The sequence below is a fragment of the Curtobacterium sp. BH-2-1-1 genome (genome assembly GCF_001806325.1).
Taxonomy (GTDB): Bacteria; Actinomycetota; Actinomycetes; order Actinomycetales; family Microbacteriaceae; genus Curtobacterium.
The window spans coordinates 1,553,899-1,578,090 of sequence record NZ_CP017580.1 but is presented as its reverse complement, the minus strand read 5'-3'; the positions used below and the strand labels follow the sequence as shown (position 1 = coordinate 1,578,090).

At 72.1% G+C, this 24,192-nt stretch carries 26 protein-coding genes and 3 tRNA genes; 12 read left to right on the top strand and 17 right to left on the bottom strand.

Features of this window, described 5'->3' with window-relative positions; genetic code table 11:
- Nucleotides 1–47: 47 nt before the first annotated feature.
- On the bottom strand, nt 48–1,076 hold the full coding sequence (locus BJK06_RS07405) for a 6-phosphofructokinase (protein ID WP_070419301.1): 1,029 nt from the start codon (nt 1,074–1,076) through the stop codon (nt 48–50).
- A gap of 204 nt (nt 1,077–1,280) precedes the next feature.
- Between BJK06_RS07405 and BJK06_RS07400 the strand changes: the two genes are divergently transcribed.
- Nucleotides 1,281–2,198 (top strand): DNA-3-methyladenine glycosylase, encoded by a 918-nt coding sequence (locus BJK06_RS07400; protein WP_070419300.1) that lies wholly within the window; start codon nt 1,281–1,283, stop codon nt 2,196–2,198.
- 240 nt (nt 2,199–2,438) lie between these two features.
- Here BJK06_RS07400 and BJK06_RS07395 read toward each other — a convergent pair whose 3' ends face one another.
- Together BJK06_RS07395 and BJK06_RS07390 are read right to left on the bottom strand one after the other, a co-directional pair.
- Nucleotides 2,439–2,777, bottom strand: a complete 339-nt coding sequence (locus tag BJK06_RS07395) for a hypothetical protein (RefSeq protein ID WP_070417349.1) — start codon at nt 2,775–2,777, stop codon at nt 2,439–2,441.
- 26 nt (nt 2,778–2,803) lie between these two features.
- Nucleotides 2,804–3,661, bottom strand: a complete 858-nt coding sequence (locus BJK06_RS07390; RefSeq protein ID WP_070417348.1) for an NAD-dependent epimerase/dehydratase family protein — start codon at nt 3,659–3,661, stop codon at nt 2,804–2,806.
- Between the two features lie 117 nt (nt 3,662–3,778).
- Here BJK06_RS07390 and BJK06_RS07385 point away from each other — a divergent pair, with 117 nt between their 5' ends.
- The 4 genes from BJK06_RS07385 to BJK06_RS07370 all read left to right on the top strand — a co-directional run bounded on the left by BJK06_RS07385 (nt 3,779) and on the right by BJK06_RS07370 (nt 6,544).
- Nucleotides 3,779–4,477: a YceI family protein gene (locus BJK06_RS07385; RefSeq protein WP_070417347.1), complete on the top strand. Its 699-nt coding sequence runs from the start codon at nt 3,779–3,781 to the stop codon at nt 4,475–4,477.
- On the top strand, nt 4,477–4,989 hold the full coding sequence (locus BJK06_RS07380; RefSeq protein WP_070417346.1) for a sigma-70 family RNA polymerase sigma factor: 513 nt from the start codon (nt 4,477–4,479) through the stop codon (nt 4,987–4,989). The genes BJK06_RS07385 and BJK06_RS07380 overlap by 1 nt, the downstream gene beginning before the upstream one ends.
- On the top strand, nt 4,986–5,684 hold the full coding sequence (locus BJK06_RS07375) for an anti-sigma factor (RefSeq protein ID WP_070417345.1): 699 nt from the start codon (nt 4,986–4,988) through the stop codon (nt 5,682–5,684). Before BJK06_RS07380 ends, BJK06_RS07375 begins: the two co-directional genes overlap by 4 nt.
- Nucleotides 5,685–5,863: 179 nt before the next feature.
- The gene (locus tag BJK06_RS07370; RefSeq protein ID WP_070417182.1) at nt 5,864–6,544 is read left to right on the top strand and encodes a hypothetical protein; all 681 of its coding nucleotides are present in this window, start codon (nt 5,864–5,866) and stop codon (nt 6,542–6,544) included.
- A gap of 71 nt (nt 6,545–6,615) precedes the next feature.
- On the opposite strand, the gene BJK06_RS07365 is transcribed toward BJK06_RS07370, so the two are convergent.
- Nucleotides 6,616–7,092 (bottom strand): MarR family winged helix-turn-helix transcriptional regulator, encoded by a 477-nt coding sequence (locus BJK06_RS07365; RefSeq protein ID WP_070417344.1) that lies wholly within the window; start codon nt 7,090–7,092, stop codon nt 6,616–6,618.
- Between the two features lie 117 nt (nt 7,093–7,209).
- Here BJK06_RS07365 and BJK06_RS07360 point away from each other — a divergent pair, with 117 nt between their 5' ends.
- On the top strand, nt 7,210–10,779 hold the full coding sequence (locus BJK06_RS07360) for a bifunctional proline dehydrogenase/L-glutamate gamma-semialdehyde dehydrogenase (RefSeq protein WP_070419299.1): 3,570 nt from the start codon (nt 7,210–7,212) through the stop codon (nt 10,777–10,779).
- Nucleotides 10,772–11,503 (top strand): tyrosine-protein phosphatase, encoded by a 732-nt coding sequence (locus BJK06_RS07355; RefSeq protein WP_070419298.1) that lies wholly within the window; start codon nt 10,772–10,774, stop codon nt 11,501–11,503. The genes BJK06_RS07360 and BJK06_RS07355 overlap by 8 nt, the downstream gene beginning before the upstream one ends.
- 46 nt (nt 11,504–11,549) lie before the next feature.
- Here the strand turns inward: BJK06_RS07355 and BJK06_RS07350 are convergent, their stop codons facing one another.
- From BJK06_RS07350 to BJK06_RS07335, 4 genes are read right to left on the bottom strand one after another with little or no spacing between them, the layout of a single operon-like run.
- Complete coding sequence (locus BJK06_RS07350) at nt 11,550–11,747, bottom strand: hypothetical protein (RefSeq protein ID WP_070417343.1); 198 nt, start codon at nt 11,745–11,747, stop codon at nt 11,550–11,552.
- Between the two features lie 31 nt (nt 11,748–11,778).
- A complete protein-coding gene (locus BJK06_RS07345) occupies nt 11,779–12,366 on the bottom strand; it encodes a dihydrofolate reductase family protein (protein ID WP_070419297.1) in 588 nt (195 codons plus the stop codon).
- Between the two features lie 10 nt (nt 12,367–12,376).
- Nucleotides 12,377–12,715, bottom strand: coding sequence for a hypothetical protein (locus BJK06_RS07340; RefSeq protein WP_070417342.1), 339 nt, complete (start codon nt 12,713–12,715; stop codon nt 12,377–12,379).
- Nucleotides 12,712–13,710 (bottom strand): SDR family oxidoreductase, encoded by a 999-nt coding sequence (locus tag BJK06_RS07335; RefSeq protein ID WP_070417341.1) that lies wholly within the window; start codon nt 13,708–13,710, stop codon nt 12,712–12,714. Before BJK06_RS07335 ends, BJK06_RS07340 begins: the two co-directional genes overlap by 4 nt.
- A 91-nt stretch (nt 13,711–13,801) precedes the next feature.
- Here BJK06_RS07335 and BJK06_RS07330 point away from each other — a divergent pair, with 91 nt between their 5' ends.
- Nucleotides 13,802–14,452 (top strand): hypothetical protein, encoded by a 651-nt coding sequence (locus tag BJK06_RS07330; RefSeq protein WP_070417340.1) that lies wholly within the window; start codon nt 13,802–13,804, stop codon nt 14,450–14,452.
- Here the strand turns inward: BJK06_RS07330 and BJK06_RS07325 are convergent.
- From BJK06_RS07325 to BJK06_RS07310, 4 genes are read right to left on the bottom strand one after another with little or no spacing between them, the layout of a single operon-like run.
- Entirely contained in the window at nt 14,424–15,185 is a 762-nt protein-coding gene (locus BJK06_RS07325; RefSeq protein ID WP_258027731.1) for a YqjF family protein, read from the bottom strand. The two genes, BJK06_RS07330 and BJK06_RS07325, sit on opposite strands and share 29 nt — an antisense overlap.
- Nucleotides 15,182–16,015, bottom strand: a complete 834-nt coding sequence (locus tag BJK06_RS07320) for a nitroreductase family protein (RefSeq protein ID WP_070417339.1) — start codon at nt 16,013–16,015, stop codon at nt 15,182–15,184. The genes BJK06_RS07325 and BJK06_RS07320 overlap by 4 nt, the downstream gene beginning before the upstream one ends.
- Before the next feature lie 3 nt (nt 16,016–16,018).
- The gene (locus tag BJK06_RS07315; protein ID WP_070417338.1) at nt 16,019–16,399 is read right to left on the bottom strand and encodes a hypothetical protein; all 381 of its coding nucleotides are present in this window, start codon (nt 16,397–16,399) and stop codon (nt 16,019–16,021) included.
- Between the two features lie 10 nt (nt 16,400–16,409).
- Complete coding sequence (locus BJK06_RS07310; RefSeq protein ID WP_070417337.1) at nt 16,410–16,847, bottom strand: Lrp/AsnC family transcriptional regulator; 438 nt, start codon at nt 16,845–16,847, stop codon at nt 16,410–16,412.
- 238 nt (nt 16,848–17,085) lie between these two features.
- On the opposite strand from BJK06_RS07310, the gene ddaH reads away from it, so the two are divergent.
- Both ddaH and rocD read left to right on the top strand, forming a co-directional pair.
- Nucleotides 17,086–17,973: a dimethylargininase gene (gene ddaH, locus BJK06_RS07305; protein ID WP_070417336.1), complete on the top strand. Its 888-nt coding sequence runs from the start codon at nt 17,086–17,088 to the stop codon at nt 17,971–17,973.
- Nucleotides 17,970–19,196, top strand: coding sequence for an ornithine--oxo-acid transaminase (rocD, locus tag BJK06_RS07300; protein WP_070417335.1), 1,227 nt, complete (start codon nt 17,970–17,972; stop codon nt 19,194–19,196). Before ddaH ends, rocD begins: the two co-directional genes overlap by 4 nt.
- Nucleotides 19,197–19,308: 112 nt before the next feature.
- Here the strand turns inward: rocD and BJK06_RS07295 are convergent, their stop codons facing one another.
- Together BJK06_RS07295 and BJK06_RS07290 are read right to left on the bottom strand one after the other, a co-directional pair.
- The gene (locus BJK06_RS07295; protein ID WP_070417334.1) at nt 19,309–20,301 is read right to left on the bottom strand and encodes an SDR family oxidoreductase; all 993 of its coding nucleotides are present in this window, start codon (nt 20,299–20,301) and stop codon (nt 19,309–19,311) included.
- 58 nt (nt 20,302–20,359) lie between these two features.
- The gene (locus BJK06_RS07290) at nt 20,360–21,007 is read right to left on the bottom strand and encodes a hypothetical protein (protein WP_083295124.1); all 648 of its coding nucleotides are present in this window, start codon (nt 21,005–21,007) and stop codon (nt 20,360–20,362) included.
- Between the two features lie 190 nt (nt 21,008–21,197).
- On the opposite strand from BJK06_RS07290, the gene BJK06_RS07285 reads away from it, so the two are divergent.
- Nucleotides 21,198–22,208, top strand: coding sequence for an aldo/keto reductase family protein (locus tag BJK06_RS07285; protein WP_070417332.1), 1,011 nt, complete (start codon nt 21,198–21,200; stop codon nt 22,206–22,208).
- Between the two features lie 113 nt (nt 22,209–22,321).
- On the opposite strand, the gene BJK06_RS07280 is transcribed toward BJK06_RS07285, so the two are convergent.
- From BJK06_RS07280 to BJK06_RS07270, 3 genes are all read right to left on the bottom strand, one after another.
- Nucleotides 22,322–22,394, bottom strand: a tRNA-Phe gene (locus tag BJK06_RS07280).
- A gap of 1 nt (nt 22,395) precedes the next feature.
- A tRNA-Asp gene (locus tag BJK06_RS07275) sits at nt 22,396–22,472 on the bottom strand.
- Between the two features lie 55 nt (nt 22,473–22,527).
- Nucleotides 22,528–22,600, bottom strand: a tRNA-Glu gene (locus BJK06_RS07270).
- Between the two features lie 301 nt (nt 22,601–22,901).
- Here BJK06_RS07270 and BJK06_RS07265 point away from each other — a divergent pair.
- Nucleotides 22,902–24,173, top strand: a complete 1,272-nt coding sequence (locus BJK06_RS07265; RefSeq protein WP_070417331.1) for a M23 family metallopeptidase — start codon at nt 22,902–22,904, stop codon at nt 24,171–24,173.
- The last annotated feature ends 19 nt before the right edge of the window (nt 24,174–24,192 follow it).

Below are 24,192 nucleotides of genomic sequence, written 5' to 3'. Positions count from 1 at the left end.
GCTACCCGCGCCTCCAGGACCACGACCGGCCGACCTGCGGACGCGTCTCAGCCGAACATGATGGCGGCCTCGTCGTACCGGGCCTGCGGCACGGTCTTCAGCTCGCCGAGCGCCTCCTCGAAGGAGACGTGCTCGATGTCGGTGCCCCGGAGCGCCACCATGCGGCCCCAGCGCTCCTCGACCACCGAGTCGATGGCCGCCAGGCCGAGCCGCGTCGAGAGGACCCGGTCGTACGCGGTCGGGGTGCCGCCGCGCTGGATGTGGCCGAGCGTGGTGGCGCGCGTCTCGATGCCCGTCATCTCCTCGATGAGCGGTGCGAGGCGCTCGCCGATGCCGCCGAGCCGCGGACGCCCGAACGCGTCGAGGCCGCGCTCGGTGTGCGCGTTGTCCTCGTGGTCGGGGACGAAGCCCTCGGCGACGACGACCAGCGGCGCTCGACCACGGTCGTAGGCCGCCCGGACCCACGCGGCGATCTGCTCCATGCTCGTCTTCTGCTCCGGGATGAGGATCGCGTGGGCACCCGCGGCCATGCCGGAGTGCAGGGCGATCCAGCCGACGTGCCGGCCCATGACCTCGGCGACCATGCAGCGCGAGTGGGACTCGCCCGTGGTGCGGAGGCGGTCCATGGCCTCGGTCGCGATCGCGACGGCGGTGTCGAAGCCGAACGTGTAGTCGGTCGCGCCGAGGTCGTTGTCGACGGTCTTCGGGACGCCGACGATCTTCAGCCCGGCGTCCGTGAGGCGCTTCGCGGCGGCCAGCGTGCCCTCGCCGCCGATCGCCACGATGGCGTCGATGCCGTGCCGCTCGAGGGTGCGCTCGATGTTCTCGACGCCGCCGTTCGGGCCCTCGAAGGGGTTCGTCCGGCTCGTGCCGAGGATCGTGCCGCCCTGCTTGGCGATGCCCTGGATGTCCTTGCGGCCGAGCGGGACGATGTCGCCGTCGACCACGCCGCGCCACCCGTCGCGGAAGCCGACGAAGTCGTGTCCGTAGATCGCGATGCCCTTCAGCACGATGGCGCGGATGACCGCGTTCAGGCCGGGGCAGTCGCCTCCGGAGGTGAGGATGCCGATGCGCATGGGGAACTCCGTCGTCGGGGTGCAGTGGGACACGCCCATCATGACTGACGGTGGTTCCGCATTACCATCCTGCGTGTGTCCCTCGCCGTTCCGTCCTCCGCCGCTGGTGGCGTCGAGGGCGCCGCGGCGCGGGTCGGCGGGTCTGCGGTGCGGGTGGGCGAGGCTGGCTCGCGGGTCGGCGGGGCCGCGCGGGTCGGCGAGGCCGTGTCGCGCGTCGACACCGTCTACCGGCCAGGAGGCGCGGTGGACGTCCGCGCGACGCTCCGGCCCCTGCAGCGCGGCTCCGGCGACCCCGCCTTCCGCGTGGTCGGCTCCGACACGTGGCTCGCGCTCCGCACGCCGGACGGCCCGGCCTCGGTGCTCGTGCGCCGTGCCGGCCCCGACGCCATCGCGGTCTCGGCGTGGGGCGACGGTGCCGAGTGGGCGGTGTCGCACGCTCCCGAACTGCTCGGTCGGGGTGACGACTGGTCGGACCTCGACGTGTCCCGGCACCCGTTCCTCGTCGACGCCCGGCACCGGCAACCGGGCCTCCGCCTGCTCCGCACCAACACCGTGATGGCGGCCCTGGTGCCCGCGATCATGGAGCAGAAGGTCACCTCGCGGCAGGCCTGGCGCGCCTGGCGGTACCTGCTGCGGCGGTACGGGACGCCGGCGCCCGGACCGGCCCCGGCGGACATGTTCGTCCCGCCGACCGCTGCCGGGTGGGGTGCGATCCCGAGCTGGGAGTGGCACCGCGCCGGCATCGAGCCCGGTCGATCGGCGACGGTGATGCGGGCGGTCCGGGTGGCTCCGGCGCTCGAACGGACGCTGACGTTCGGCCGCGGCGGGGCCGTCGTGTCCGCACGGCTGCAGTCGGTGCCCGGCATCGGGAAGTGGACGGCGGCGGAGACCGCGCAGCGTGCCCACGGCGATCCGGACTCCCCGAGCGTGGGGGACTTCCACGTGCCGGCGCTCGTCGGGTGGGCGTTGACCGGGGGACCGGTGGACGACGACGGGATGCTCGAGCTGCTGGAGCCGTGGCGGGGGCACCGGGAGCGGGTCGTGCGGCTCATCGGCGGATCGGGCTTCCGGAAGCCGTCGTTCGGGCCGCGCCTGACGATCCAGGACCACCGGTACCACTGAGCCGCGCGGGCGGCCGCGGCGGCCGGCCGCTGGCGCCGTGCCGCGCGCCGCCGGGCCGCTGGAGCGCTGGCGCGCTCCGGCCGGCCGCTGGCGCCGTGCCGCGCGCCGCCGGGCCGCTGGCGCCGGAGGCGTTCGCACAACCGAAGTGCGCTCGAGCCGTGCATCCGCGTGGCGCACTGTGCCTTTGGTTGTGCGGAGCGCGCCGCGCCGGCGCGCGCGCCGCGCCGGCTGCGCCGCGGGTCAGGCCACCGCCGAGAACGGTCCGCCGAACCACAGCGCGATCGGCGCGAGCCCCGACAGCACAGCGCTCGTGACGACCACGGCGGTCGACCCGCGGGTCTCCGCACGCCGGCGCGCGACGACACCGAGCACCAGCGCCACGACGACCCCGCCCCACGGGAGGAGCGACAACGCCAGCACGAGGGGCCACAGGAAGAGCGAAGCCCCCGTCCCCGTGACGAGCACCGGCACCCACATGACCGACCAGAGCAACGCCAACGCCGTCCCGGACATGGACAGGATCGCCACGGCGACGACGAGCGTGGGGGTGGCGTGGGGCCGGACGGCAAGTTCGTGCACGTCCGGATCGTACCGAGCGCGGCGGCTCAGGGGTGCCGGGTGCCGACGCCGGCGAGCACGGCGCGGTAGCCCTCGCGGAACGTCGGGTACCGCGGTGCCCAGCCCGTCGAGCGGAGCAGGGCGTTCGACAGACGCTTGTCACCGGCACCCTGCCGGCCGGCAGCGTCGGCCTCGGCCCTCGGCGGTACCGCGACCCCGAGCTCGGCGGCGAGGAACGCGTACACGTCGTCGAGCCGAGCCGGTTCGTCGTCGGTCACGAGGTACGTCGGTGCGGGGTCGTCCAGCGTCGCGAGGTGGACGAGGGCCGCAGCCGCGTCGTCCCGGTGGATCCGGTTCGTGTGCGGGGACGACCCGTCGGCCGGAGCCGACCGAGCCCCTCCGCCCCGGACCTGGTCGATGAGGCGCTCCCGCCCGGGACCGTACACACCGGACAGTCGAGCGAGCACGGCCCCCGGGGCTCGCTCGCGGAGCAGGGCCTCGGCCTCCAGCAGGACGTCCGCGGTGGGGGAACCGCCGTCCGCGGGGGTGTCCTCGGTGACCGTGCCGCCGTCGTCGACGTCGTAGACCGCGGTCGAGGACACGACGACCAGGCGCGGGCTCGCTCCGGACGCGTCGATGCCGTCCAGGACGTTCCGCAGCCCGTCGACGTACGTCGCGCGGTACTCGTCCACGTCGCGGCTCCCCGCGGCGACGGCCACGACCACCACCGCCGTGCTCGCCGGGATCTCCGGGACCGTCCGGCGCAGGTCGACGCTCCACCCGGTGAGCGGGGCCGGGACCAGCTCGCCCCGCCGCCGGAGTCCGACCACGCGGTGCCCGGCGGCGGCGAAGCGCAGGCCGGTCTCGATCCCGAGGTCGCCGCAGCCGGCGATGACGATGTCCACCGCCCCATCATGCCGAACGCCGGTGGACGATCCGCCGCTCATGCCGAACCGGTGGACGATCCGCCGCTCGTGCCGAACGCCGGTGAACGATCCGGCCCGCTGTCTCGTCGTCAGGGCATGGGACTCCGCACACGAACCAAGGTCATCATCGGCATCGCCTCCGGCGTCGTGGTCGTCGGCGCGGCCGCAGCCATCGCCGGACCGGTCATCTACGCGAACACCGTCAACGGGCAGGCCGCCGCGGCCCCCTCCGTCAGCGCCGCGCCGTCCGGCGGCTCCGGCACCCTCACCGCCGCCGAGGCCGACGGCAGCTGGACCAGCACCGGCGACTCGTTCGCGGGCTACCGCGTGCACGAGAAGCTCCAGGGGCAGGATGTGAACGTGGTCGGACGCACGAAGGACGTCGAGGGCAGCGCCGAGGTCAGCGGCGGCTCCCTCACGAAGGCGACGGTCACGGTCGAGGTCGCGAAGATCAGCACGCCCGAGTCCGCCCGTGACGCCTACTTCCGCGACACCGCGCTCCAGACGGACCAGCACCCCACGGCGACGTTCACGCTGACGAAGCCCGTCGACGTGTCCGGCGCGCTCGACGGCTCGACGCAGGACGTCACGCTCACCGGCACGATGGACCTGCACGGCGTCGAGCAGCCCATCACCGCCGACGCCCAGGTCGCCGTCGCGAAGGACGGCACCGTGCAGGTCGCCGGCAGCATCCCGATCACCTTCGAGGACTACGGGGTCGAAGCACCGTCCCTCGGCTTCGTCACGGTGGACCCGAAGGGGTCCGTCGAGTTCTCCCTCGACCTGGCGAAGTGATGGCCACGGGCAGGGGAGCCGACGAGCTGCTCGCGACGCTCTACCGGGAGCACGGCGACGCGCTCACCCGGTACGTCCGGCACCTGACGCGGGACGGCCACACGGTCGAGGACGTCGTGCAGGAGACGATGGTGCGCGCGTGGCAGCGCCCGGCCGTGCTCGAACGCGCCCCGGACAGCGCTCGGGCGTGGCTCTTCACCGTCGCCCGGAACCTCGTCGTCGACGATGCCCGGTCCGCGCGGAACCGCCGTGAGCACGGCACCGAGTCCCCCGTGGACCGGGTCGAGGCGGACCGCACCGACGCCGTCCTCGACCGCATCGTCGTCGCGGACGCCCTCGCCTCGCTCAGCCCCGACCACCGTCGGGTGGTGGTGGACGCCTACTGGCTCGGACACACGGTCCCCGAGATCGCCCGACGACACGACATCCCCGAGGGCACCGCGAAGTCGCGGCTGCACTACGGGCTGCGGGCTCTCCGGCTCGCACTGCAGGAACGAGGAGTGACGCGATGAGCGACGACCGCTACGCCGAGTGGGACGCCGCCTACGTGCTCGGTTCCCTGCCGCCGGACGAGCGGCTCGAGTACGAGCGGCACCTCGAGACGTGCGACCGCTGTGCGGCCGCCGTCGCGGAGCTGGTCGGTCTCCCGGGCCTGCTGTCCAAGCTGCCGGCCGACCAGGCGGTCGAGATCGCAGACCCGGACGGGAGGCGCGACACCGGCTCCGAGAGCACCCTCGCCTCCGTCGCGCACCGCGTTCGACACCGTCGCCGTCGCCGCCGGATCTGGGTCGCGGCCACGGCCGCCGCCGCGGTGGTCGCCGCGGTCCTCGGCGGACTCGCGGTCGGCACCGCACGGGTGGACCCGTCCGTCCAGGCCGGCCCCGCCACGGCGTCGGCCGACCGGTACGCGCTCGTGGGGGAGCGCGGCCTCGACGTCGACCTGTCCGTCAGCGGCGAACCGTGGGGCACCCGCTTCGACTGGGGCTGCTCCTACGGCGGGAAGTCCTGGGCCGCCGACGGGTCCGTGATGTACGACCTCGTGGTCGTGCGCGACGACGGGTCCGTGCAGACCGTGGCGTCGTGGTCGGCCGCGGGCGAGGACGCCCGGGGGCTGTCCGCCTCGACCGACGTGCAGCGCGACGACATCGCCAGCGTGCAGGTACGGCTCCGCGGCGACGACCGGGTGCTCGCGGACGTCGATCTCTGACGGATCCCGATCCGGACCAATCCGGCTGGGCGAGGGTGCCGAATCACTGACATCGACCGGGGAACACCCCGGAAGCGCTCACCAGCCGCACATCGCTGGTTCTCCACCCTGCACCAGGGTGTGTTCGGCGCGCACACAGCAGCCGCGCCGAGCGCGACAACAGCAAAGGACTGATCACCATGCGCAAGAGCCTCAAGACCTCCATCACGCTCGCCACGACGGGTGCGCTCGTGCTGGGTGGTGCCGCGTTCGGCATCACCTCGGCGCAGGCCTCGACCCCGTCGGTGCACACCGTGTCGTCGTCCTCGTCGAAGATCCCCGGCCCCGTCGCGTCGGTGCCCGAGGTCCTCGGTGGCGACACCGCCGTGAAGCTCGACTCCGGCTTCACCGACGCCCTGACCGCGCTGAAGCTGACCCCGGGTGTCTCCGGTGACGCCAAGCTCGCCGACGGGTCCGTGTCGTTCCCGATCACGTCCGGTTCGGTCACGTACTGGTCGCCGGACGGTGACTACCGTCCGTACGTGCAGGGTCTGCTGAACCACGACGACTCGGGCCTGACCCTCACCGCCGGTGAGACGACGGTCACGCTGGAGAACTTCGTCGTGAACCCGGGCTCGTCCAAGCTCTACGGTGACGTGCTGGTCAACGGCAAGGTCGCGGTGAACAACGCGTACCTGTTCTCGCTGCACGGCGGCACGCTCAAGCCGCTGCAGCTCGAGGGTGACAACGCGATCCTGACCGGCACCACGGTGCACGTCTCGGGTGACGCCGCGAAGCTGCTCAACAGCACCTTCAAGACCGACGCCGTGAAGTCCGGCCTCCTCGTCGGCACCGCCACCATCACCGCCAAGATCAAGTAACACCCCCGCACGTCGCACCCCCGTCCCGGCCGTCCCGGGGCGGGGGTGTCGTCGTCTCGGTGCTCGTCGTCTCAGTCGGCGCTGTCCGGATCCGATTCGTCGGGGCCGATCGCGGCGTCGACGCGAGCACTGACGGACCGCAGCGTGTCCGCGTCGGTCCCCACGGGCCTCCAGAACAGGTCCTCGAGCGCACCGGTGTGCGCACGGATGCCGGCGAGCACCGCGCGGCGACCGTCCGGGGTCATCTCCACCCAGCTGCCCCGTCCGTCGGTGGGGCAGTCCGCGCGCTCGACGAGGCCCCGCGCCACCATGCGCGTGACCTGGTGGCTGACGCGTGACTTCTCCCAGCCGATCCCGGCCGCGATGTCGCGGACCCGCAACCGGTGGTCCGGCTCGCGGTGCAGTCCGATGAGGATCTCGAACTCGGGGATCGAGATGCCTGCGCCGTGCTGCACCGCCTGGTCGAGCGCCCGGTCGAGGCGTCGCCAGACGTCGTGGTAGGCGTCCCACGTCGCCCAGTCGTGGCCCTCGGCGCCCTCGTTCGACATGGCGTCAGCGTATCGACCTCCGGACGCTTCGACGGCATGATCATCCGCTCGGATGACTCGCCGGTGGCGCACGGCTCGCTCCGAGGTGCGGTCGGTGGCGCAGCATACGATCGGTGCATGCCGAGCGCCCGACTGCAGGACTGCACCGACGACGCCGTCGCCCTCGTGCGGCGGTGGCTGGCGGCGTCCGCGGGGACGAAGCCCGACGCGGGGGCGGTCCGTCTGGCCGAGGCCCTGCGGGACGACCGGGGGCTGGACTTCACGCGCGGTCTCGTCGACAAGGTGATCCGCCCCGAGGACCCACGCGTCGTGGCCCGCAACCTCGAGCAGGTCAGCCGCGACGTCCCGGACTTCCTGTCCTGGTCCCTGCGCGGCGCGGTGACGCTCGGCGGCGGGTTCGCGACCATGGCGCCGTGGGCCGTGGTGCCCACGGCGCGGAAGATCCTGCGGCGGATGACCGGGCACCTGGTGGTCGACGCCACCGACGCGAAGCTCGGGCCCGCGCTCGCGAAGGTCGGCGGCCCGGGTGTGGTCGTCGACGTGGACCTGCTCGGCGAAGCCGTGCTCGGCAGCGCGGAGAGCGACCGACGGTTGCAGGCGACGATGGACCTGCTGGCGCGTGACGACGTCGACCACGTGTCGATCGGTGTGCGTTCGGTCGTGCCGCAGATGTCCGCGTGGGCGTTCGACCAGACCGTCGAACGGGTGGTGGACCGTCTCGTCCCCCTGTACCGGCTCGCCGCGTCGTCCCCGACCGCGAAGTCCGTCACGCTCGACGCCGGAGACCACCGCGATCTCGACGTCACGCTCGCTGCGTTCCGGATGCTCCTCGACCGCGACGAGTTCCTCGGGCTGGACGCCGGCGTGGTGCTGCAGGCGTACCTGCCCGACGCCGCCGGCGCACTCGAGTCCCTGACCGCCTGGGCGCAGCAGCGGCGTGCCCGTGGCGGTGCGCCGATCACGGTCCGACTCGTCAAGGGCGCCTCGCTCGCGACGGAACGGGTCGACGCGGTCCTGCACGGGTGGCCCCTCGCCACGTGGGGGTCGAAGCAGGAGACCGACACCGCCCACCTCCGGCTGCTCGATGCCGCCCTGACGCCGGAGCGCATCGACGCGGTCCGGATCGGGGTCGCGAGCCACAACCTCTTCACCCTCGCGACGGCGTGGACCCTCGCCCAGCGCCGCGGCGTCACCGACGGCGTGCACGTCGCCGTGCTGCTCGGGATGGCGTCCGCGTCCGCCGACGCCGTCCGCGCCGACGTCGGACGGGTGGTCGTCTCCACCCCGGTCGTGCACCCCGACCAGTTCGACGCCGCGATCCCGTACCTCGCCCGGCGGCTGCAGGAGAGCGCCAGTCCGGACGGCTTCGTCGCCGCGGCGGGCGACATCGGTCAGGACGAGAGCGTCTTCGAGCGTGAACGCGGCCGGTGGCTCGCGGCGGTCGCGGCCCTCGACGCTCCCGGCCCGGTGCCGGCCACGAACCGGACGCAGGACCGCCGTGCCCCGATCGGCGACCCCGTGCACCGCGATGCCTTCACGAACGCACCCGACACCGACCCGTCGACCGCGGCGAACCGCGACTGGGCGATCGACGTGCTCCGGCGGGTGCCGCGCTCGCAGCTCGGTGCGCAGACGATCCGCGGCTCGAAGGTCGCCGACCGGTCGAAGCTCGAGCGCATCGTCGCCCGGACGGCGCAGGCCGGGGTGAACTGGGGACGGCAGGACCCGTCCGACCGCGCCGAGCTCCTCGACCTCATCGCGCACGAGCTCGAGACGCGGCGTGCCGACCTCATCGAGGTGTCGGCGGCGGAGACGGGCACGACCTTCAGCGAGGCCGACTCCGACGTGAGCGCCGCGATCGACTCCGCCCACCACGCCGCCGACAGCGCCCGGCGGCTGGCCGTGCTCGACGGCGACGGTGCCCGGTACGTGCCGCCGCGCCTCACGGTCGTGGCGCCGACGTGGACGTCGCCCGTCGCGAACCCGGCCGAGGGCGTGTTCGCCGCACTCGCCGCGGGCAGCGGGGTCGTCCTGAAGCCCGCGCCCCAGGCGAAGCGTTCGGGGGCGGTGCTCGCCGACGTGCTCTGGGACGCCGGGGTCCCGCACTCCCTGCTCCAGCTCGTCGACCTCGACGAGGACCAGCTCGGCCGCGACCTCATCGCGCACCCCGCGGTCGACCGGATCGTCCTCACGGGCTCGGCCGACACCGCACGCTCCTTCCGTTGGTGGCGGGCCGGTCTGCCGCTCACCGGCGCGACGAGCGGCAAGAACGCGATCGTCGTCACCCCCAGCGCGGACCTCGACCTCGCCGTGCAGGACATCGTCCGGTCGGCGTTCGGTCGCGCCGGGCAGCAGTGCTCCGCGGCCTCGCTGGTGATCCTCGTGGGGGCGGTCGGCGAGAGCGAGCGCTTCCGCCGACAGCTCGTCGACGCCACCCGCACCCTGCGTGTCGCCTGGCCGGACGACCCGACGGCGCAGGTGGGGCCGCTCATCGCCGAGCCCGAGGGCACGGTGCGCGCCGGGCTCACGGAGCTCGGCCCGGGGGAGTCCTGGCTGGTGCAGCCGGTCCCGCTCGACGACTCCGGCCGGCTGTGGTCGCCGGGGATCCGCGACGGTGTCCGGCCCGGCAGCGATTTCCACCAGACCGAGTACCTCGCCCCGGTCCTCGGGATCATGCGCGCCGACACCCTCGACCAGGCGATCGCGATCCAGAACGGAACCGACCACGGGCTCGCCGCCGGCCTCCACTCCCTCGACACCGACGAGGTCGCGGACTGGATCGCCGGGGTCCGCGCGGGCAACCTGTCCGTCAACCGCGGCACCACGGGCGCGATCGTCCACCGGCAGCCGTTCGGCGGGTGGAAGCGCTCGTCGGTCGGCACCGGGACGAAACCCGGCGGTTCGATGTCCGTCGCGACGCTCGGCCGGTGGGAGCGCACCCCCCGGACCGTGCACAAGAGCATCCAGCTGCACGGCCTGCCGCCGCGGGTCACCGCCGTGATCGAGGCGGCCCGCAGCGGCCTGTCGTTCGAGGAGTTCGACCAGGTGCGCGCCGGTGCGCTGAGCGACGTCCGCGCACGCGAGTCCGAGTTCGGCGTGGCGCACGACCCGGCCGGGCTCGTCGTCGAGCGGAACGTGCTGCGCTGGCGACCGCAGTCCGTCATCGTCCGGCAGGCCGAGGGTGCCTCGTCCGGCGACCTCGTGCGCGTGCTCGCCGCCGCGACCGCCGCCCGGGCCGACCTGCTCGTGAGTACGGCTCGGCCGCTCCCCGGACCGCTCACACAGCTGCTCGCGTCGAGCCGATCGCCGCTGCACGTCGTCGACCACCTGGTCGAGTCGGACGACGAGTTCCTCCGCCGTGCCGCCTCCGGTGACCTGTTCCGGCCGGACTGGTCCTCCGGCGACGACGTCGAGCAGGATGCGCTCGACGCCGTGCTCGCCCAGGGGCAGGACCGCCCGGCGCACACGGCGTTCGGCGGACCCGGCGCCCGGATCCGGCTCGTGGGCGGTGACCCGCTCGCGCTCGAGGAGGCCCTGGGCGCCAGCGTCGACGTGGCGATCCACGACGCCCCCGTGGTCGAGGCCGGGATCATCGAGATGCTCCCCTTCCTGCGCGAACAGACGGTGTCGATCACGGCGCACCGCTTCGGTGACCTCGACCCCGACCTCGCGGAGCTGCATGTCTGACGTCGATCGCACCCTGTACGCCGAGGGGCTGTTCAACGCCCGCGACCTGGGCGGGCTCCCGCTGCGGGACGGCGGGACGACCCCGTCCGGGCAGGTCTTCCGGTCCGAGAACGTCGACCGCGTGAGCCCCGTCGGCTGGCAGGCGCTGCGCGACGCGGGGGTCCGCACGGTCGTCGACCTGCGTGCGCCGTGGGAGACCGAGAAGGACACCGGTACCCGGCCGGACTGGGTGACGACCGTCGTGATCGACCACGACGGTCTCGACGCGGCTCCCGCGTTCTGGCAGGCGTACTGGGAGACCGGGCTCGTCGGTACACCGCTGTACTACGGCCCGCACCTCGCCGAGCTGCCGGAGCGCACCGGCTCCGTCCTGCGTGCGATCGCCCGAGCCGAACCGGGCGGTGTCCTCTTCCACTGCGCGGGCGGACGCGACCGCACCGGGATCATCGCGCTCGTCCTGCTGTCCCTCGCCGGCGTCGAACCCGAGGCGATCGTCGCCGACTACCTCGTCACGATCGACAACGCCCCGGCTCTGCTCGCCTCGATCGGCGTCCCCGCGAACGAGGCGAAGATCGAGGCGCTGTGCGCCGAGCACGGCACCACGGTCGAGGGGGCGTTCCGCGCGGCCCTCGCCGCGTTCGACGTGGACCGGTTCGTCGAGCGTGCCGGTCTCGACGCAGCCGACCTGGAGGCGCTGCGCACCTTCCGCGCGGACGTCGCCTGACCGACGGGGACCGTCCGCGGACGCACGCGGTGGCGTCCGACGGGGCTCAGTCCTCGGTGTCGCCGGCTTCCTCGTCCACGACGCCGGTCTCGTCCATCCGGTCACGGAGGTGATCGGCCATCGCTCCGGCGCCCTCGCCGGCGTGGTCGTGGTCGACCTGCTCGATGAGGCCGTGCAGCTTCTCGTGGTTCGTCGCCTCGGTGGCGCCGTCCATGACGGGCTCGGTCTGTTCGTTGTCGCTCATGGCACGGACGCTACGCCGCGGCTGGTGGGCGTCAGGCGTCGGTGCGCGCATCCTGGCCGACGGAGTGCGGGTCCGTGTCACCGGCCGCCGGTGCCGACCGGTAGTGCAGTTCGATCGCGCCGCCCACGAACGGCGTCGTGCCGACCAGTTCGTACACCGGCGTCGGCGCGGCCACCGGCAGCAGGGGCGCACCGGCGCCGAGCGCGATCGGCATCACCGTGACCCGCAGCTCGTCGAGCAGCCCGGCCTGCTGGTACTGCGCTGCGAGCAGCCCGCCGCCGACGACCCACACGTCACGCTCGCCCGCCGTTCGCTCGAGGACCGACTGGTGGTCCGCGACCGGTCCCGAGACGAAGTGCACCTCGGCGCCGTCCGGCACGGGCAGCTCGCGCGTGGTGAACACCCAGGTCGGCAGGTCCGGGTACGCCCAGGTGTCGTCGTGGGCGAGCAGCCACTCGTACGTGGTCGACCCCATCACGAGGGCGCCGACGCCCGCGAAGAAGCGGTCGTGGTGTTCCTGGAACGGCTCGAAGCCGAACTGCAGCAGCCAGTCGAGGTCGTCGCCGGGCGCGGCGACGAACCCGTCCAGCGAGGACGCGACGGAGTAGGTCGTGCTCATGCCCGGGACGCTACCGAGCACCTCCGACAGCACGTCGTCCGCTGCCGACGGCCGCGCACTCGGCGATCACCAGCACCAGGGAGACCCCGAGCTGGCCGAGGGCGAACCGGCGCCGCCGCCGGTCCGCGACGGCCAGCGGCACCATGGTCAGGCCGTGGAGGGTGTCCACGACCGCGGTGAGCGTGTGTGCGTCGGGAGTCCCGGCGCGGCCGACCAGCCCCGCCTGGGCGAGCTGCCGCGCCGCGAGCACGACGTCCAGCACCGGCTGCCCACCGCCCCGTGCGGCCCGGACCGCGTGCCCGATCCCCACGGCGGCCCGGAAGGCCTCGACACCGGAGCCCGACGTCATCGTCGTCGTCCCGCCGCCAGCGCCACGGCTCCCGCCGCACCGGCCAGCACCGCGCCGACGATCCCGTTCCCGAGCCGGCGGTGTTCCACCCACCAGGTCTGCGGCGACCAGGCGTGCGCGGTGTCGTCGAACACCCCGTGCGCCCCGTGGTCCCCTGGAACCGGTTCGTAGAGGTTCACGCCGATCGCCGAGCCGTCCTTCTCGGGGTCCTGCTGCCCGGACACCAGCGTCTTCGCGGCGTACCAGTCCGCGAACCGCCCGCTGATCCGGTTGCCGAGGATCGTGTAGACCGTCGACTCCCCGACCCAGGTGCGGCGACGGGGTCGCTCGGCGACGGCGGCGATGGCCCGTGCGCCGACCTCCGGCTGGTAGATCGGTGCGACCGGCTGGGGCTGGTGCGGCAGCTTCGACTTCACCCACTGGAACTGGATGGTGTTGAGCGCGGGCATGTCGACGCGGGAGACCTGCACCTTGCTGCCCTGCTCGAGGAGCTCGGAGACGACCGACTCGGTGAACCCGACGATCGCGTGCTTCGCCCCGCAGTACGCGGCCTGCAGCGGGATGCCCCGGAAGCCGAGGGCCGAACCGACCTGGACGACCTGCCCGCGGTCGCGGGGGACCATCCGGGAAAGCGCTGCCCGGGTGCCGTTCACGAAGCCGAGGTAGGTCACGTGCAGTGCGCGCTCGAAGTCCTCGGGTGCGGTGTCCATGAACCGCCCGAACACGCCGACCATCACGCCGTTGACCCAGAGGTCGATCGGCCCGAGCTCCTGTTCGACGCGGTCCGCGGCTGCCTCGACGGCCTCTCGGTCGGACACGTCCGCGACCAGTGCCAGCCCTCGTCGTCCGGCCGCCTCGACCTCGGCGACCGCGGCCTCGACCCCGTCCCGCCCCCGCGCGAGCACGGCGACGTCCCACCCCCGCGCGGCGAGCTCCCGCACCGTCGCCCGTCCCAGTCCTGCGGAACCACCGGTCACCACTGCCACTCGAGTCATGGCTCCCTTGTACCTGCGGTCGACCGTGCACCACTCAGCCGCTGTCCCCCGGACGGATGCAGGCGGGGTCGGCCACGAGCATGATGGTCTCGTGGAGACCCGGAACGAGGACACCGCCGAGGAAACGCCTCCACCCGGCTGGGTCCTCAGCACCCCGACGCGACACCACGAGGTCTGGACGCTCCCGGTCCTCGTGATGCTCCTGGCGGTGCTGCTGGTCCTGGCCGCCGCCCGCTTCGGGGAGCCACTCGGCGCGGTCGTCTGCGCGGGGAGCGGGACCGTCGTCGCCGCTGGGGCGATCGCCCTGGCCGCCGCCGGGAGATCGGCCTACGCCGAGCAGACCATGACGGCTTCCTGGCGGTTGCACGTCGTCCGGATGACGGTCGGTGTGACGACGGCAGCGATCCTCGCGATCGGCAGCCTCGTCGTCGGTCTCCCGTTCGGCGTGCTCTTCGGTGCGGTGGGCTGGATCCCGATGACGTTCCGCTTCGCCCGGTCGGTGCCCCGTGTCGACCGACTGCTCGTGGCGTGGGCGTCGGTGTTCGTCGCCGTGGCGTGCACGGGCCTGTCCGTCGTGGGGTTCACGGCCCCGGCCGTGCCGGATCGTCTCGCGGCGGTCTGGATCGGCCCGGGATCGCTCTTCGCGGCGCTTGCCGTGGTGATGGCCGTCGTGCAGTTCGCCGTCGCCGAGCGGACCGCGGGGGCACCGCCGCTCAGCGCCCCAGACCGAACCGCGTCGTGACCCCCGGCGAGTAGAGCACCGAGTCCGGTTCGAGCGAGGCCAGGCCGAACGGGAGTCCGGCCGCACCGATCAGGTCGTCCCGCAGCGACACGACCGAGGCCCGGTGGAGCGGCCACGGCTCGTGCTCGTTCGGCCAGAACCGGGTCCGGCCGGCTCGGTGCACGTGCATGCCCCACCGTGCGGTCAGGAAGGTCTCGAGGGCCGTCGGCTCGGTCACCTCCGCACCGACCCGCACTTCGACGAGGGACCGCAGGTGCGTCCCGTGTCGTCGCATCGCGTACCCGACGCGGCCGTCGCCGTTCCGCGTCTCGGCATCGGCCCACCAGTACGGCAGACCGGTCGCGACGCGCGCGCCGATCGTCGGCAGGAGCTTGCCGGCGTCGAGCGACAGGAACACCACCCCGTGCCGCCCTTCGTCGTCGATCGTGTAGACGCGGACGTTCACCTCGACGAAGTCCCCGATCCTCCCCGTCGAGATCGGCGGGAACCGGGTGTCCTCGAACCGGAACGCGATGAGGCCGACCCACGTGGTCGCCCCGTCGTCGGTGCCGTCCGCAGTGAGGGTGTCCGGCCGGGTGCCGGCGGGGAGCAGCGGCGCCACCCCCGAGACGTCGACGCGCCAGTGCACGAAGACGACGTCGAGCCAGTCCTGCGAGATCCAGGGGCGTCCGGTCAGTCCGGGAGCGACGGCCTGGAGGCGCGGCTCGCCCCCGGCGGGCACGGCCGCGGTCACGAGGTGGTCGCCTCAGGGGCGATGTGCCCCGCCACGGGCGCGTCGTCCCACCCCTGCTGCGGGGTGTCGCAGGTCCCGCGGAAGACGTACTGCGACGGCCGCTTCCGCTCGCTCGACGTCCAGTCGATCGCGGGACGCCGGCGCTCGGGCGGGAGGTACCCGATCCGGTAGACGGCCATCAGCTCGAGCGACTCGGGGACGTGGAGCAGTCCCTCGATCTCATCCCACGCCCCGGGCGTCTCCATCGGGAAGGACACGAACTGGATGCCGAGGCCGAGCTCGGTGGTGGCGAGCCAGATGTTCTCCATCGCCGCACCCATGCTGAACACCGAGTAGAAGCCCGAGAGCTCCTCCTTCCGGTACTCGTGCCGGTCGAGCAGCACGCCGAGCAGCAGCGGCGACCCGGCGACGAGCTTCCGGTTCTCCTCACCGAGGGTGTGCGGCACCCGCAGTGTGTTCATGAGCAGCTGCCCACGCTTCGTGAACACTTGCTTCGTGAAGGGCTTGAGCGGTCCGGGGAGCTTGTCGAACAGCATGCCGTCGCGCCGCTCGTCCATCTCGGCCTGGGAGAACCGGAAGTACGGCTTGTACCGCTCGAAGAACGTCCCCTCGGCCATGGTCCGGGTCATCGACGAGCCGCTGATCTCGGCGACGCGGTCGATCGTGTCGCGCTCCTCGACGAGGACGAACCGCCACGGCTGGCTGTTGAGCTGCGACGGAGCCCGGCCGGCCAGCTCCATGAGCAGCCGCTGGTGCTCGGGCGACACGGGGTCGGGGAGGAACGGTCCGTTGGTGGTCCGCCGGCGTCTGATCGCCTCGAAGAGCTCCACTGCTCACCTCTCTGTTCGGCGGCCCGCGAGCAACGCCCCCAGGTAGGACGGCGCCGCGGCGACCGCGACTTGCCAGTGTGCTCCGGAGCGCGGGTTCGTGCGTGGTGCGACCGCGAGCGGCACGAGCGCCGGGAGCAGGAAGAGCGCCGATCGGCTTCGCGTCCAGACCGGGGTGGTCGCCGCGACACCGGTCAGCGTGGCGGTCACGACGAACAGGCCGTGGTGGACGACGCGGAGCTTCCTCGTGCGGATGAGCCGCACTGCGACGGCGGTGCCCCAGGCGCAGTTCGCGACGTAGGCGACGCTCGCAGCGGTGACCAGACGGCGGGCCGTGCGCGAACCCGTGGGAGGCGATCCGTGCCTCCTGGCCGCCGTCAGTCCCATGTGCGGGACGTTACGCGGTCTCGCGACTGACCAGCTTGGAGAGCACGATCGCGGACCGCGTGTGGTCCACCTGGGGTGCGAGGCGGACCTTGTCGAGGGCTTCCTCGAGCGCGGAGAGGTCCTTCGAGCGCATGTGCACGACGGCGTCGGCGCTGCCCGTGACGGTGCCGGCGTCGATGACCTCCGGCACGCTGTCGAGCAGGGTGCGGAGCTCGTCGGGGGAGACCGTGCCGCGGCAGTAGAGCTCCACCCAGGCCTCGGTGCCGCGGTCCTCGACGGCGGGGTCGACCTTGATCGTGAAGCCCTGGATCACGCCGTCGCCCACCAGCCGGTCGACGCGACGCTTCACGGCGGAGGCCGAGAGTCCGACCACCGACCCGATGTCGCCGTAGCCGGCACGGGCGTTCTCCCGGAGTTGATCCAGGATGCGGTGGTCGAGCGAATCCATTGCACCCATGGTACGCGGACTTCTTGCACGCCCGGTGGGTTCGGCGCACGAAACGTGCGTCACCCGAACGGGTGCCACTGACCCGCAGTGTGGGGGACTGCACTCCCCGGACGGTGTGTGCGAGGATCGACGCGGCGTCGACCTGGTCCGCTGCGGTGAGTGAGCCTGCATCTCACCGGAGCTCTTCTTCAGTGGTGGTTCCTGGCAGGCTCGGGCCCCGGTCCCTCCAGGAGGACTGATGTCGAACACCGCACCCTCGACCACCGATGCACCGACCCGTACCGCCACCAAGCGGACGATCCTGATGTGCAAGCCGACGCACTACACGGTCAGCTACCGGATCAACCCGTGGATGCACCCCGAGGACCCGACCGACACGTCGAAGGCCGTCGAGCAGTGGCAGTCCCTCGTGGACGTCTACGAGCAGCTCGGCTTCGACATCTCGTACATCGAGCCGATCGAGGGCCTGCCGGACATGGTCTACGCGGCCAACGGTGGGTTCGTGCTCGACGGCGTCGCGTACGGCGCGAAGTTCCAGTACCCCGAGCGTCAGCCCGAGGGTCCGGCGTACATGGACTGGTTCCGCGGCGCGGGCCTGACGGTGGCCGAGCCCGAGGAGACGAACGAGGGCGAGGGCGACTTCCTGCTCATCGGGAACACCATCTTCGCCGGCACGGGCTTCCGCTCGGACAGCACCTCGCACGAGGAGCTCGCGCGCATCTACGGCCGCGAGGTCGTCACCCTGAAGCTCATCAACCCGAACTTCTACCACCTCGACACGGCGATCGCGGTCCTCGACCCGGAGCCCGCCGCGGACGGCACGTCGAACATCGCCTACCTCGAGAGCGCCTTCGACGAGCCGTCGCTGGCGATCCTGCGCGAGCGCTTCCCGGACGCGATCATCGCCACCGAGGAGGACGCCGCGATCCTCGGCCTGAACTCCTACTCCGACGGGTACAACGTCGTGATCGCCTCGCGCGCCACCACGTTCGCGTCGCAGCTCCGCGAGAAGGGCTACAACCCGATCGGCGTCGACCTGTCCGAGCTCCTGCTCGGCGGCGGCGGCGTGAAGTGCTGCACGCTCGACCTGCACCCCGTCGGCACCGGCACCTCGGTCGCGCGATGACGGCCTCGTCGCTCGGTTCGCGGACCGCTGCGGCGCTCGCCGTCGAGGAACGCTCCCTCGCCCACAACTACAGCCCGCTGCCCGTCGTCATCGCATCGGGCGACGGCGCGTGGGTCACGGACGTCGACGGCAAGCGCTACCTGGACGGCCTCGCCGCCTACTCCGCCGTGAACTTCGGTCACGGAAACCCGCGGCTGCTCGACGCCGCGCGGGCGCAGCTCGACCGGGTCACGCTGACCTCGCGTGCGTTCGTGAACGACCAGCTCGGGCCGTTCGCCTCGGCGCTCGCCGCGTTGACCGAGACCGACATGGTCCTGCCGATGAACACCGGTGCCGAGGCGGTGGAGTCCGCGATCAAGGTCTCCCGTGCGTGGGGCTACCGCGTCAAGGGCGTCCCCGCCGAGCGCGCCACGATCATCGTCGCCTCGGGGAACTTCCACGGTCGCACCACGACGATCATCTCGTTCTCGGACGACCCGTCGGCGCACGACGACTTCGGGCCGTTCACGCCCGGTTTCCGCACCGTGCCGTACGGCGATGCCGCTGCCCTGCGCGAGGCGATGGACGAGACCGTCGTCGCGGTGCTGCTCGAGCCGATCCAGGGCGAGGGCGGGGTCGTCATCCCGCCGCCGTCCTACCTGCCCGGCGTCCGGGCGATCTGCGACGAGTTCGGCGCCCTGTTCGTCGCCGACGAGATCCAGTCTGGGCTCGGTCGCACCGGCCACACCCTCGCCGTGCAGCGCGTCGGGGTCCGCCCGGACCTCATCACGCTCGGCAAGGCGCTCGGCGGCGGGATCGTCCCCGTGTCCGCCGTGGTCGGTCGGCGTGACGTGCTGGGCGTCCTGCGTCCGGGCGAGCACGGGTCGACCTTCGGCGGGAACCCGCTCGCGGCCGCCGTCGGCTCCGAGGTCGTGGCGATGCTCGGCGAGGGCACGTTCCAGCAGCGGGCGCTCGAGGGTGAACCGCTGCTGCGCGGGCTGCTCGACGACCTGGTCGGCTCCGGGGTCGTCTCGCACCGGGTCGCCGGGCTCTGGGCGGGGATCGACATCGACCCCGCGCTCGGCACGGGCAAGCAGATCGCGCAGGACCTCGCCGACCGCGGGGTGCTCGTGAAGGACACGCACGGGTCGACGATCCGCTTCGCGCCGCCGCTCGTCGTGACCGACGACGAGGTGCGCCTGGCGATCGGCGCCCTCGCCGAGGTGTTGCGCGCGCGGTCCTGAGCTCCGCGCTCGCTTCGTGAGCAGAAATGGTCGGGTGCCCTCGGGTGACCCGACCATTTCTGCTCATCAAACGCGACGGCGCCGGGCGCAGCGCGCCGCAGCGCCCCGCGCGTCACACCGCCCAGCGGGCCGCCAGCTCGTCCATCAGGGCGTCGAGCCGCTCGTCGACGACCTGCGCGTCGGGGTTCGCCTCGTACCAGGCGATGACCTCGCGCACGCCCTGCCGGTAGGGCGTCCGCGGCCGGTACCACGGCACGAGCGACCGCACCTTGCTGTTGTCGAACACCGAACTGTTCGCCTTGTCGCCGAGGAGCGCCGCACCCCACTCCGGGTCCACGGCGTTGATCGCATCCGCCGGCACGTGCACGATCTGCAGGTCTTCGACGCCTGCTGCCGCTGCGATCTCGTGCGCGATCTGGTTCCAGGTCGGCGCCTCGTCGCTCGTGATCGTGAAGGCCTCCCCGATCGCCTCGGCCCGGTCGAGCAGCCCCGTGAACCCGACCGCGAAGTCCCGGCTGTGCGTGATCGTCCACAGCGAGCTGCCGTCGCCCGTGATGATGATCGGCTTGCCGGCCCGCATCCGCGCGACCGCGGTCCAGCCGCCCGTCAGCGGGAGCTTCGTCTCGTCGTAGGTGTGCGACGGCCGGATGATCGTCACCGGGAAGTCCTGCTCCCGGTACGCCGCCATCAGCAACTCCTCGCACGCGATCTTGTCCCGCGAGTACTGCCAGTACGGGTTCTTCAGTGGCGTCGACTCCGTGATCGGCAGGTGCGTCGCCGGGGTCTGGTACGCCGAGGCCGAACTGATGAACACGTACTGCCTGGTCCGCCCGGCGAAGAAGTCGACGTCGGCCTGCACCTGGTCCGGCGTGAAGGCGATCCAGTTCACGACGACGTCCCAGTGGCGGTCGCCGACCACCTCCGCCAGGGCGCTCCGGTCCGAGACGTCGGCCTGGAGGCGCGTCACACCCTCCGGGATCGGCCTGCCCCCAGTGGTCCCCCGGTTGAGCACGGTGACGTCGAACCCCTGCTCGACGGCTTCGCGGACACAGGAGGCGCTGATCACCCCGCTGCCGCCGATGAACAGCACGCTGGCTCCCGACATGAACGCTCCTTCGCTCCCGGCGGTGCACCACTGCACCGCAACCCTTCCGATCCTGCACCTACCCGTCGGGACGGGCGCGGAGCACGGCTCGGAGCGAGGTGGTGTCCGCCGCCCACGCCGCCGCGTGCGGGCTGATCCAGCCGAGCAGCTCGAGCGCGTAGTCGTGGTCCCGCTGCAGGTCACGTGCGTGGATGGGTTCGTGGTGCGCCGCCCGGTTCCGCACGAAGTGCAGTTGCTGCAGGCGCCGCGTCACCTCGCTCCGCCGCATGCGGAGGTTGTCCGGCCCGTGCGGGAAGGCCCTGTGCAGATCCGGCACCCAGAGCGAGGTGTGGTACCGCGATTCGACGAGGTACCGCCAGAACCCGAAGGTGAGCTCGGCGATGACCCGGCCGTGGACTTCGTCGAGACGTCCGTTCCGACTCGCACGTGCTCGAGCCTTCGCGAGGTCTGCACTGCCGCGGCCGTCGAGCGGAGCGACGTCGAACCACGGGCTCCCGGTGCGACCCGCCGCCCAGTCGCTGAGTTCTCGGTCGAGTGCGTTGCGCGCGACCACTTCGACGACGCCCGTGATTTCCATGACCGACGCCGCGGCGCGCATGTTCCACTCGTACAGCCGCAACGCGCCGGTCGAGGACCCCGTCCGCTCGGTGTACGAACGGAGCCGATCGGGCGTTATCAAGCGCTCGAGCTCGTCTTCCTGCATCACACCCCTGTCTGCTACCGTTGTCCACGAAGACCCCGGAACGATCCCTGGCCCACGCCACATCGCCGGGGTTTCGTCTTTCCCCGCCGCTCCTGAAACATCAGCGTACAGTCACCGGCTCGTACGGAGGTCCCGAGGACTACCGTCGCCGACGGAGCCGCACCGACGCGGCCACGACAGGAGTGACACGCACATGGAGTACCGCTACCTCGGCAACTCGGGCCTCAAGGTCTCCGAGATCACCTACGGCAACTGGCTCACCCACGCCTCCCAGGTCGAGAACGACGCGGCGATCGCCTGCGTCCGGGCAGCGCTCGACGTCGGCATCTCGACGTTCGACACCGCCGACGTCTACGCCAACACCGGTGCCGAGACCGTCCTCGGCGAGGCACTGAAGGGGGAGCGCCGCCAGTCCCTCGAGATCGCCACGAAGGTGTTCGGGCCGACCGGACCCAAGGGGCACAACGACACCGGCCTGAGCCGCAAGCACATCCTCGAGTCGATCAACGGTTCGCTCGAGCGACTGCAGACCGACTACGTCGACCTTTACCAGGCACACCGGTTCGACTACGAGACCCCGCTCGAGGAGACGATGATGGCGTTCGCCGACGTCGTCCGGCAGGGCAAGGCGCTCTACATCGGCGTGAGCGAGTGGACGGCGGAGCAGCTCCGCGCGGGACACGAGATCGCCGATGACCTCGGCGTCCAGCTCATCTCGAACCAGCCGCAGTACTCGGCGCTCTGGCGGGTCATCGAGGGCGAGGTCGTCCCGACGTCCGAGGAGCTCGGCATCTCGCAGATCGTCTGGTCCCCGATCGCGCAGGGTGTGCTGACGGGGAAGTACCAGCCCGGTCAGCCGCTGCCCGAGGGCTCCCGCGCCACCGACGACAAGGGCGGCGCGAAGATGATCGAGCGGTTCATGCGCGACGAGGTGCTGTCCGCCGTGCAGGAGCTCGGGCCGATCGCCGACGAGCTGGACCTGTCGATGGCGCAGCTCGCGGTCGCCTGGGTGCTGCAGAACCACAACGTGGCGTCCGCGATCATCGGCGCCTCGCGTCCGGAGCAGGTGCACGACAACGCCGGCGCTGCCGGGGTGACGATCCCCGCGGAGCTGCTGTCCCGCATCGACGACGCCCTCGGCTCGGTGGTCGAACGCGACCCGGCGAAGACCGAGGAGAGCAGCCCGAAGACGCGCGAGGCGTAGGTGCCCGTCCCAGGAGGCGCGGTGCGGGTCCGACCCGCACCGCGCCTCCTGGACGTGGTCGCGTCACGACCAACGCAAAAAGGCCCCCTACCGGAGTAGGGGGCCTTTCACCGTGGCTGGACACGGCATCGATCCGTGGACCTTTCGATTTTCAGTCGAACGCTCTACCAACTGAGCTATCCAGCCGTGGCGACCCTGACGGGACTTGAACCCGCGACCTCCGCCGTGACAGGGCGGCACGCTAACCAACTGCGCTACAGGGCCATGTTGTGTTGTGTTGTTCGGTAGTGCTGTGCTTGCTTGCTCACTCTGCGAGGAGTGACCCCAACGGGATTCGAACCCGTGCTGCCGCCGTGAAAGGGCGGTGTCCTAGGCCACTAAACGATAGGGCCGCAAGCGGTGCTTCGCGCTACCGATGGACAAGCATACGGATGCCCCGCAGGATTCACAAATCGAGCCGCTCCACCGCGGAATCCCCGGCGTGTCGCGGTGGCGCCGCCCGGGCGCAGGGCTTCACTCACCCTGGGGCGCCAGGCCCCGATTCGTGCTGTCGATGTTCCGATGCGACCATCGTCGTCGGTCCCGTGCCCCTCGTGCGAGGGGGTGTGCGGGTGCGACACCTGTTGTTACTGTTGCGCTTGTTAACAGTGTTACGTGCGTGAGCCTTGCCGCGCTGTTACGAAATCGAGATGTATGTCGACCTCACCATCGCTCTCACTCCGCCCCCGTCCCCGCCGCCGCTTCATCGCCGCCGCGGTCGCCGTCGCGCTCACCGCCGGCACCCTCGCGGCCCTCGCCCCGGTGAACTCGGCCAGTGCGGCGTCGTACCCGAGCTGGTCGGACGTCGAGAAGGCCAAGGCGTCGAAGTCGGCCCAGCAGGCGAAGGTGACCCAGATCAAGGGGCTCATCGCCGACCTCACGGCGAAGGCCTCCGCGGCGCAGAAGTCCGCCGAGGCCGCCGGGACGGCCTACCAGACCGCGCAGACGAAGTACGACGACGCGACGCTGACCCAGAAGAAGCTGCAATCCCAGGCGGACGACGCCGAGAAGACCGCGACCGCGTCCGAGGCGCAGGCCGGTCAGCTCGCGGCGCAGCTCGGGCGGGCGAGCGCGAACGACGTGACGACCGACATCCTCACGCACCCCACGAAGTCGGGTGACCTGCTGTACGAGCTCGGTGCGATGTCGAAGCTCAGCGAGCAGGCCGACGGCATCTACGCGCAGGCATCGCAGGACCGCGGCGTGGCCCAGGGCCTCGCCGACAAGGCGGACCGCGCCAAGGAGGCCCTCGGCGACCTCGCCGACCAGGCACAGCAGAAGATGCAGGCCGCACAGACCGCCGCCGACCAGGCGCAGTCCTCCGTGGACGCCCAGGCGGACAACAAGGAGCGACTCGAGGCGCAGCTCACCCTGCTCACCACGAGCGAGCAGAACGTCGAGGCGCGCTACAACAAGGGCGTCCAGGTGGAGAAGGCCCGGCTGGCCCGCATCGCGGCAGCGGCAGCGAAGGCCGCGGCGACGAGCCAGGGCGGGACCGGTGGCGGTTCGCCGAACTCGTCCGGCTGGGTCCGCCCGACCGGCGGGTACCAGACGAGCCCGTTCGGCTACCGACTCGACCCGTACACGAAGAACTACGCCCTGCACGCCGGCGTCGACCTCGCTCCCGCCTGCTACGCCCCGATCTACGCGGCGGCGTCCGGCACGGTGACGTTCGCGGCGAACGGCGGCGGCTACGGCAACGAGGTCGTGCTCGATAACGGCGGCGGCATCTCGACCGCGTACGGGCACATCGTCGACGGCGGCACGCTCGTGTCGGTCGGCCAGCACGTCACCGCCGGGCAGCAGATCGCCAAGGTCGGTTCGACCGGGTGGTCGACGGGTTGCCACCTCCACTTCGAGACCCGGGTGAACGGTTCCGCCGTCGACCCGGTCCCCTTCATGGCAGCGCGGGGGATCTCGGTATGACCGTGTGCGCGCCCGAAAG

Bases quoted from the DNA above. Each gene is read 5' to 3' on its own strand.
- BJK06_RS07380 (WP_070417346.1), top strand. From the start codon at position 4,477: ATGGCCACGGGCAGGGGAGCCGACGAGCTGCTCGCGACGCTCTACCGG.
- BJK06_RS07375 (WP_070417345.1), top strand. From the start codon at position 4,986: ATGAGCGACGACCGCTACGCCGAGTGGGACGCCGCCTACGTGCTCGGT.
- BJK06_RS07335 (WP_070417341.1), bottom strand. From the start codon at position 13,710: ATGACTCGAGTGGCAGTGGTGACCGGTGGTTCCGCAGGACTGGGACGG.
- rocD (WP_070417335.1), top strand. From the start codon at position 17,970: ATGACGGCCTCGTCGCTCGGTTCGCGGACCGCTGCGGCGCTCGCCGTC.
- BJK06_RS07295 (WP_070417334.1), bottom strand. From the start codon at position 20,301: ATGTCGGGAGCCAGCGTGCTGTTCATCGGCGGCAGCGGGGTGATCAGC.
- BJK06_RS07405 (WP_070419301.1), bottom strand. From the start codon at position 1,076: ATGCGCATCGGCATCCTCACCTCCGGAGGCGACTGCCCCGGCCTGAAC.
- BJK06_RS07265 (WP_070417331.1), top strand. From the start codon at position 22,902: ATGTCGACCTCACCATCGCTCTCACTCCGCCCCCGTCCCCGCCGCCGC.
- BJK06_RS07350 (WP_070417343.1), bottom strand. From the start codon at position 11,747: ATGAGCGACAACGAACAGACCGAGCCCGTCATGGACGGCGCCACCGAG.
- BJK06_RS07355 (WP_070419298.1), top strand. From the start codon at position 10,772: ATGTCTGACGTCGATCGCACCCTGTACGCCGAGGGGCTGTTCAACGCC.
- BJK06_RS07310 (WP_070417337.1), bottom strand. From the start codon at position 16,847: ATGGATTCGCTCGACCACCGCATCCTGGATCAACTCCGGGAGAACGCC.
- BJK06_RS07345 (WP_070419297.1), bottom strand. From the start codon at position 12,366: ATGAGCACGACCTACTCCGTCGCGTCCTCGCTGGACGGGTTCGTCGCC.
- BJK06_RS07360 (WP_070419299.1), top strand. From the start codon at position 7,210: ATGCCGAGCGCCCGACTGCAGGACTGCACCGACGACGCCGTCGCCCTC.
- BJK06_RS07285 (WP_070417332.1), top strand. From the start codon at position 21,198: ATGGAGTACCGCTACCTCGGCAACTCGGGCCTCAAGGTCTCCGAGATC.
- BJK06_RS07365 (WP_070417344.1), bottom strand. From the start codon at position 7,092: ATGTCGAACGAGGGCGCCGAGGGCCACGACTGGGCGACGTGGGACGCC.
- ddaH (WP_070417336.1), top strand. From the start codon at position 17,086: ATGTCGAACACCGCACCCTCGACCACCGATGCACCGACCCGTACCGCC.
- BJK06_RS07385 (WP_070417347.1), top strand. From the start codon at position 3,779: ATGGGACTCCGCACACGAACCAAGGTCATCATCGGCATCGCCTCCGGC.
- BJK06_RS07370 (WP_070417182.1), top strand. From the start codon at position 5,864: ATGCGCAAGAGCCTCAAGACCTCCATCACGCTCGCCACGACGGGTGCG.
- BJK06_RS07340 (WP_070417342.1), bottom strand. From the start codon at position 12,715: ATGACGTCGGGCTCCGGTGTCGAGGCCTTCCGGGCCGCCGTGGGGATC.
- BJK06_RS07315 (WP_070417338.1), bottom strand. From the start codon at position 16,399: ATGGGACTGACGGCGGCCAGGAGGCACGGATCGCCTCCCACGGGTTCG.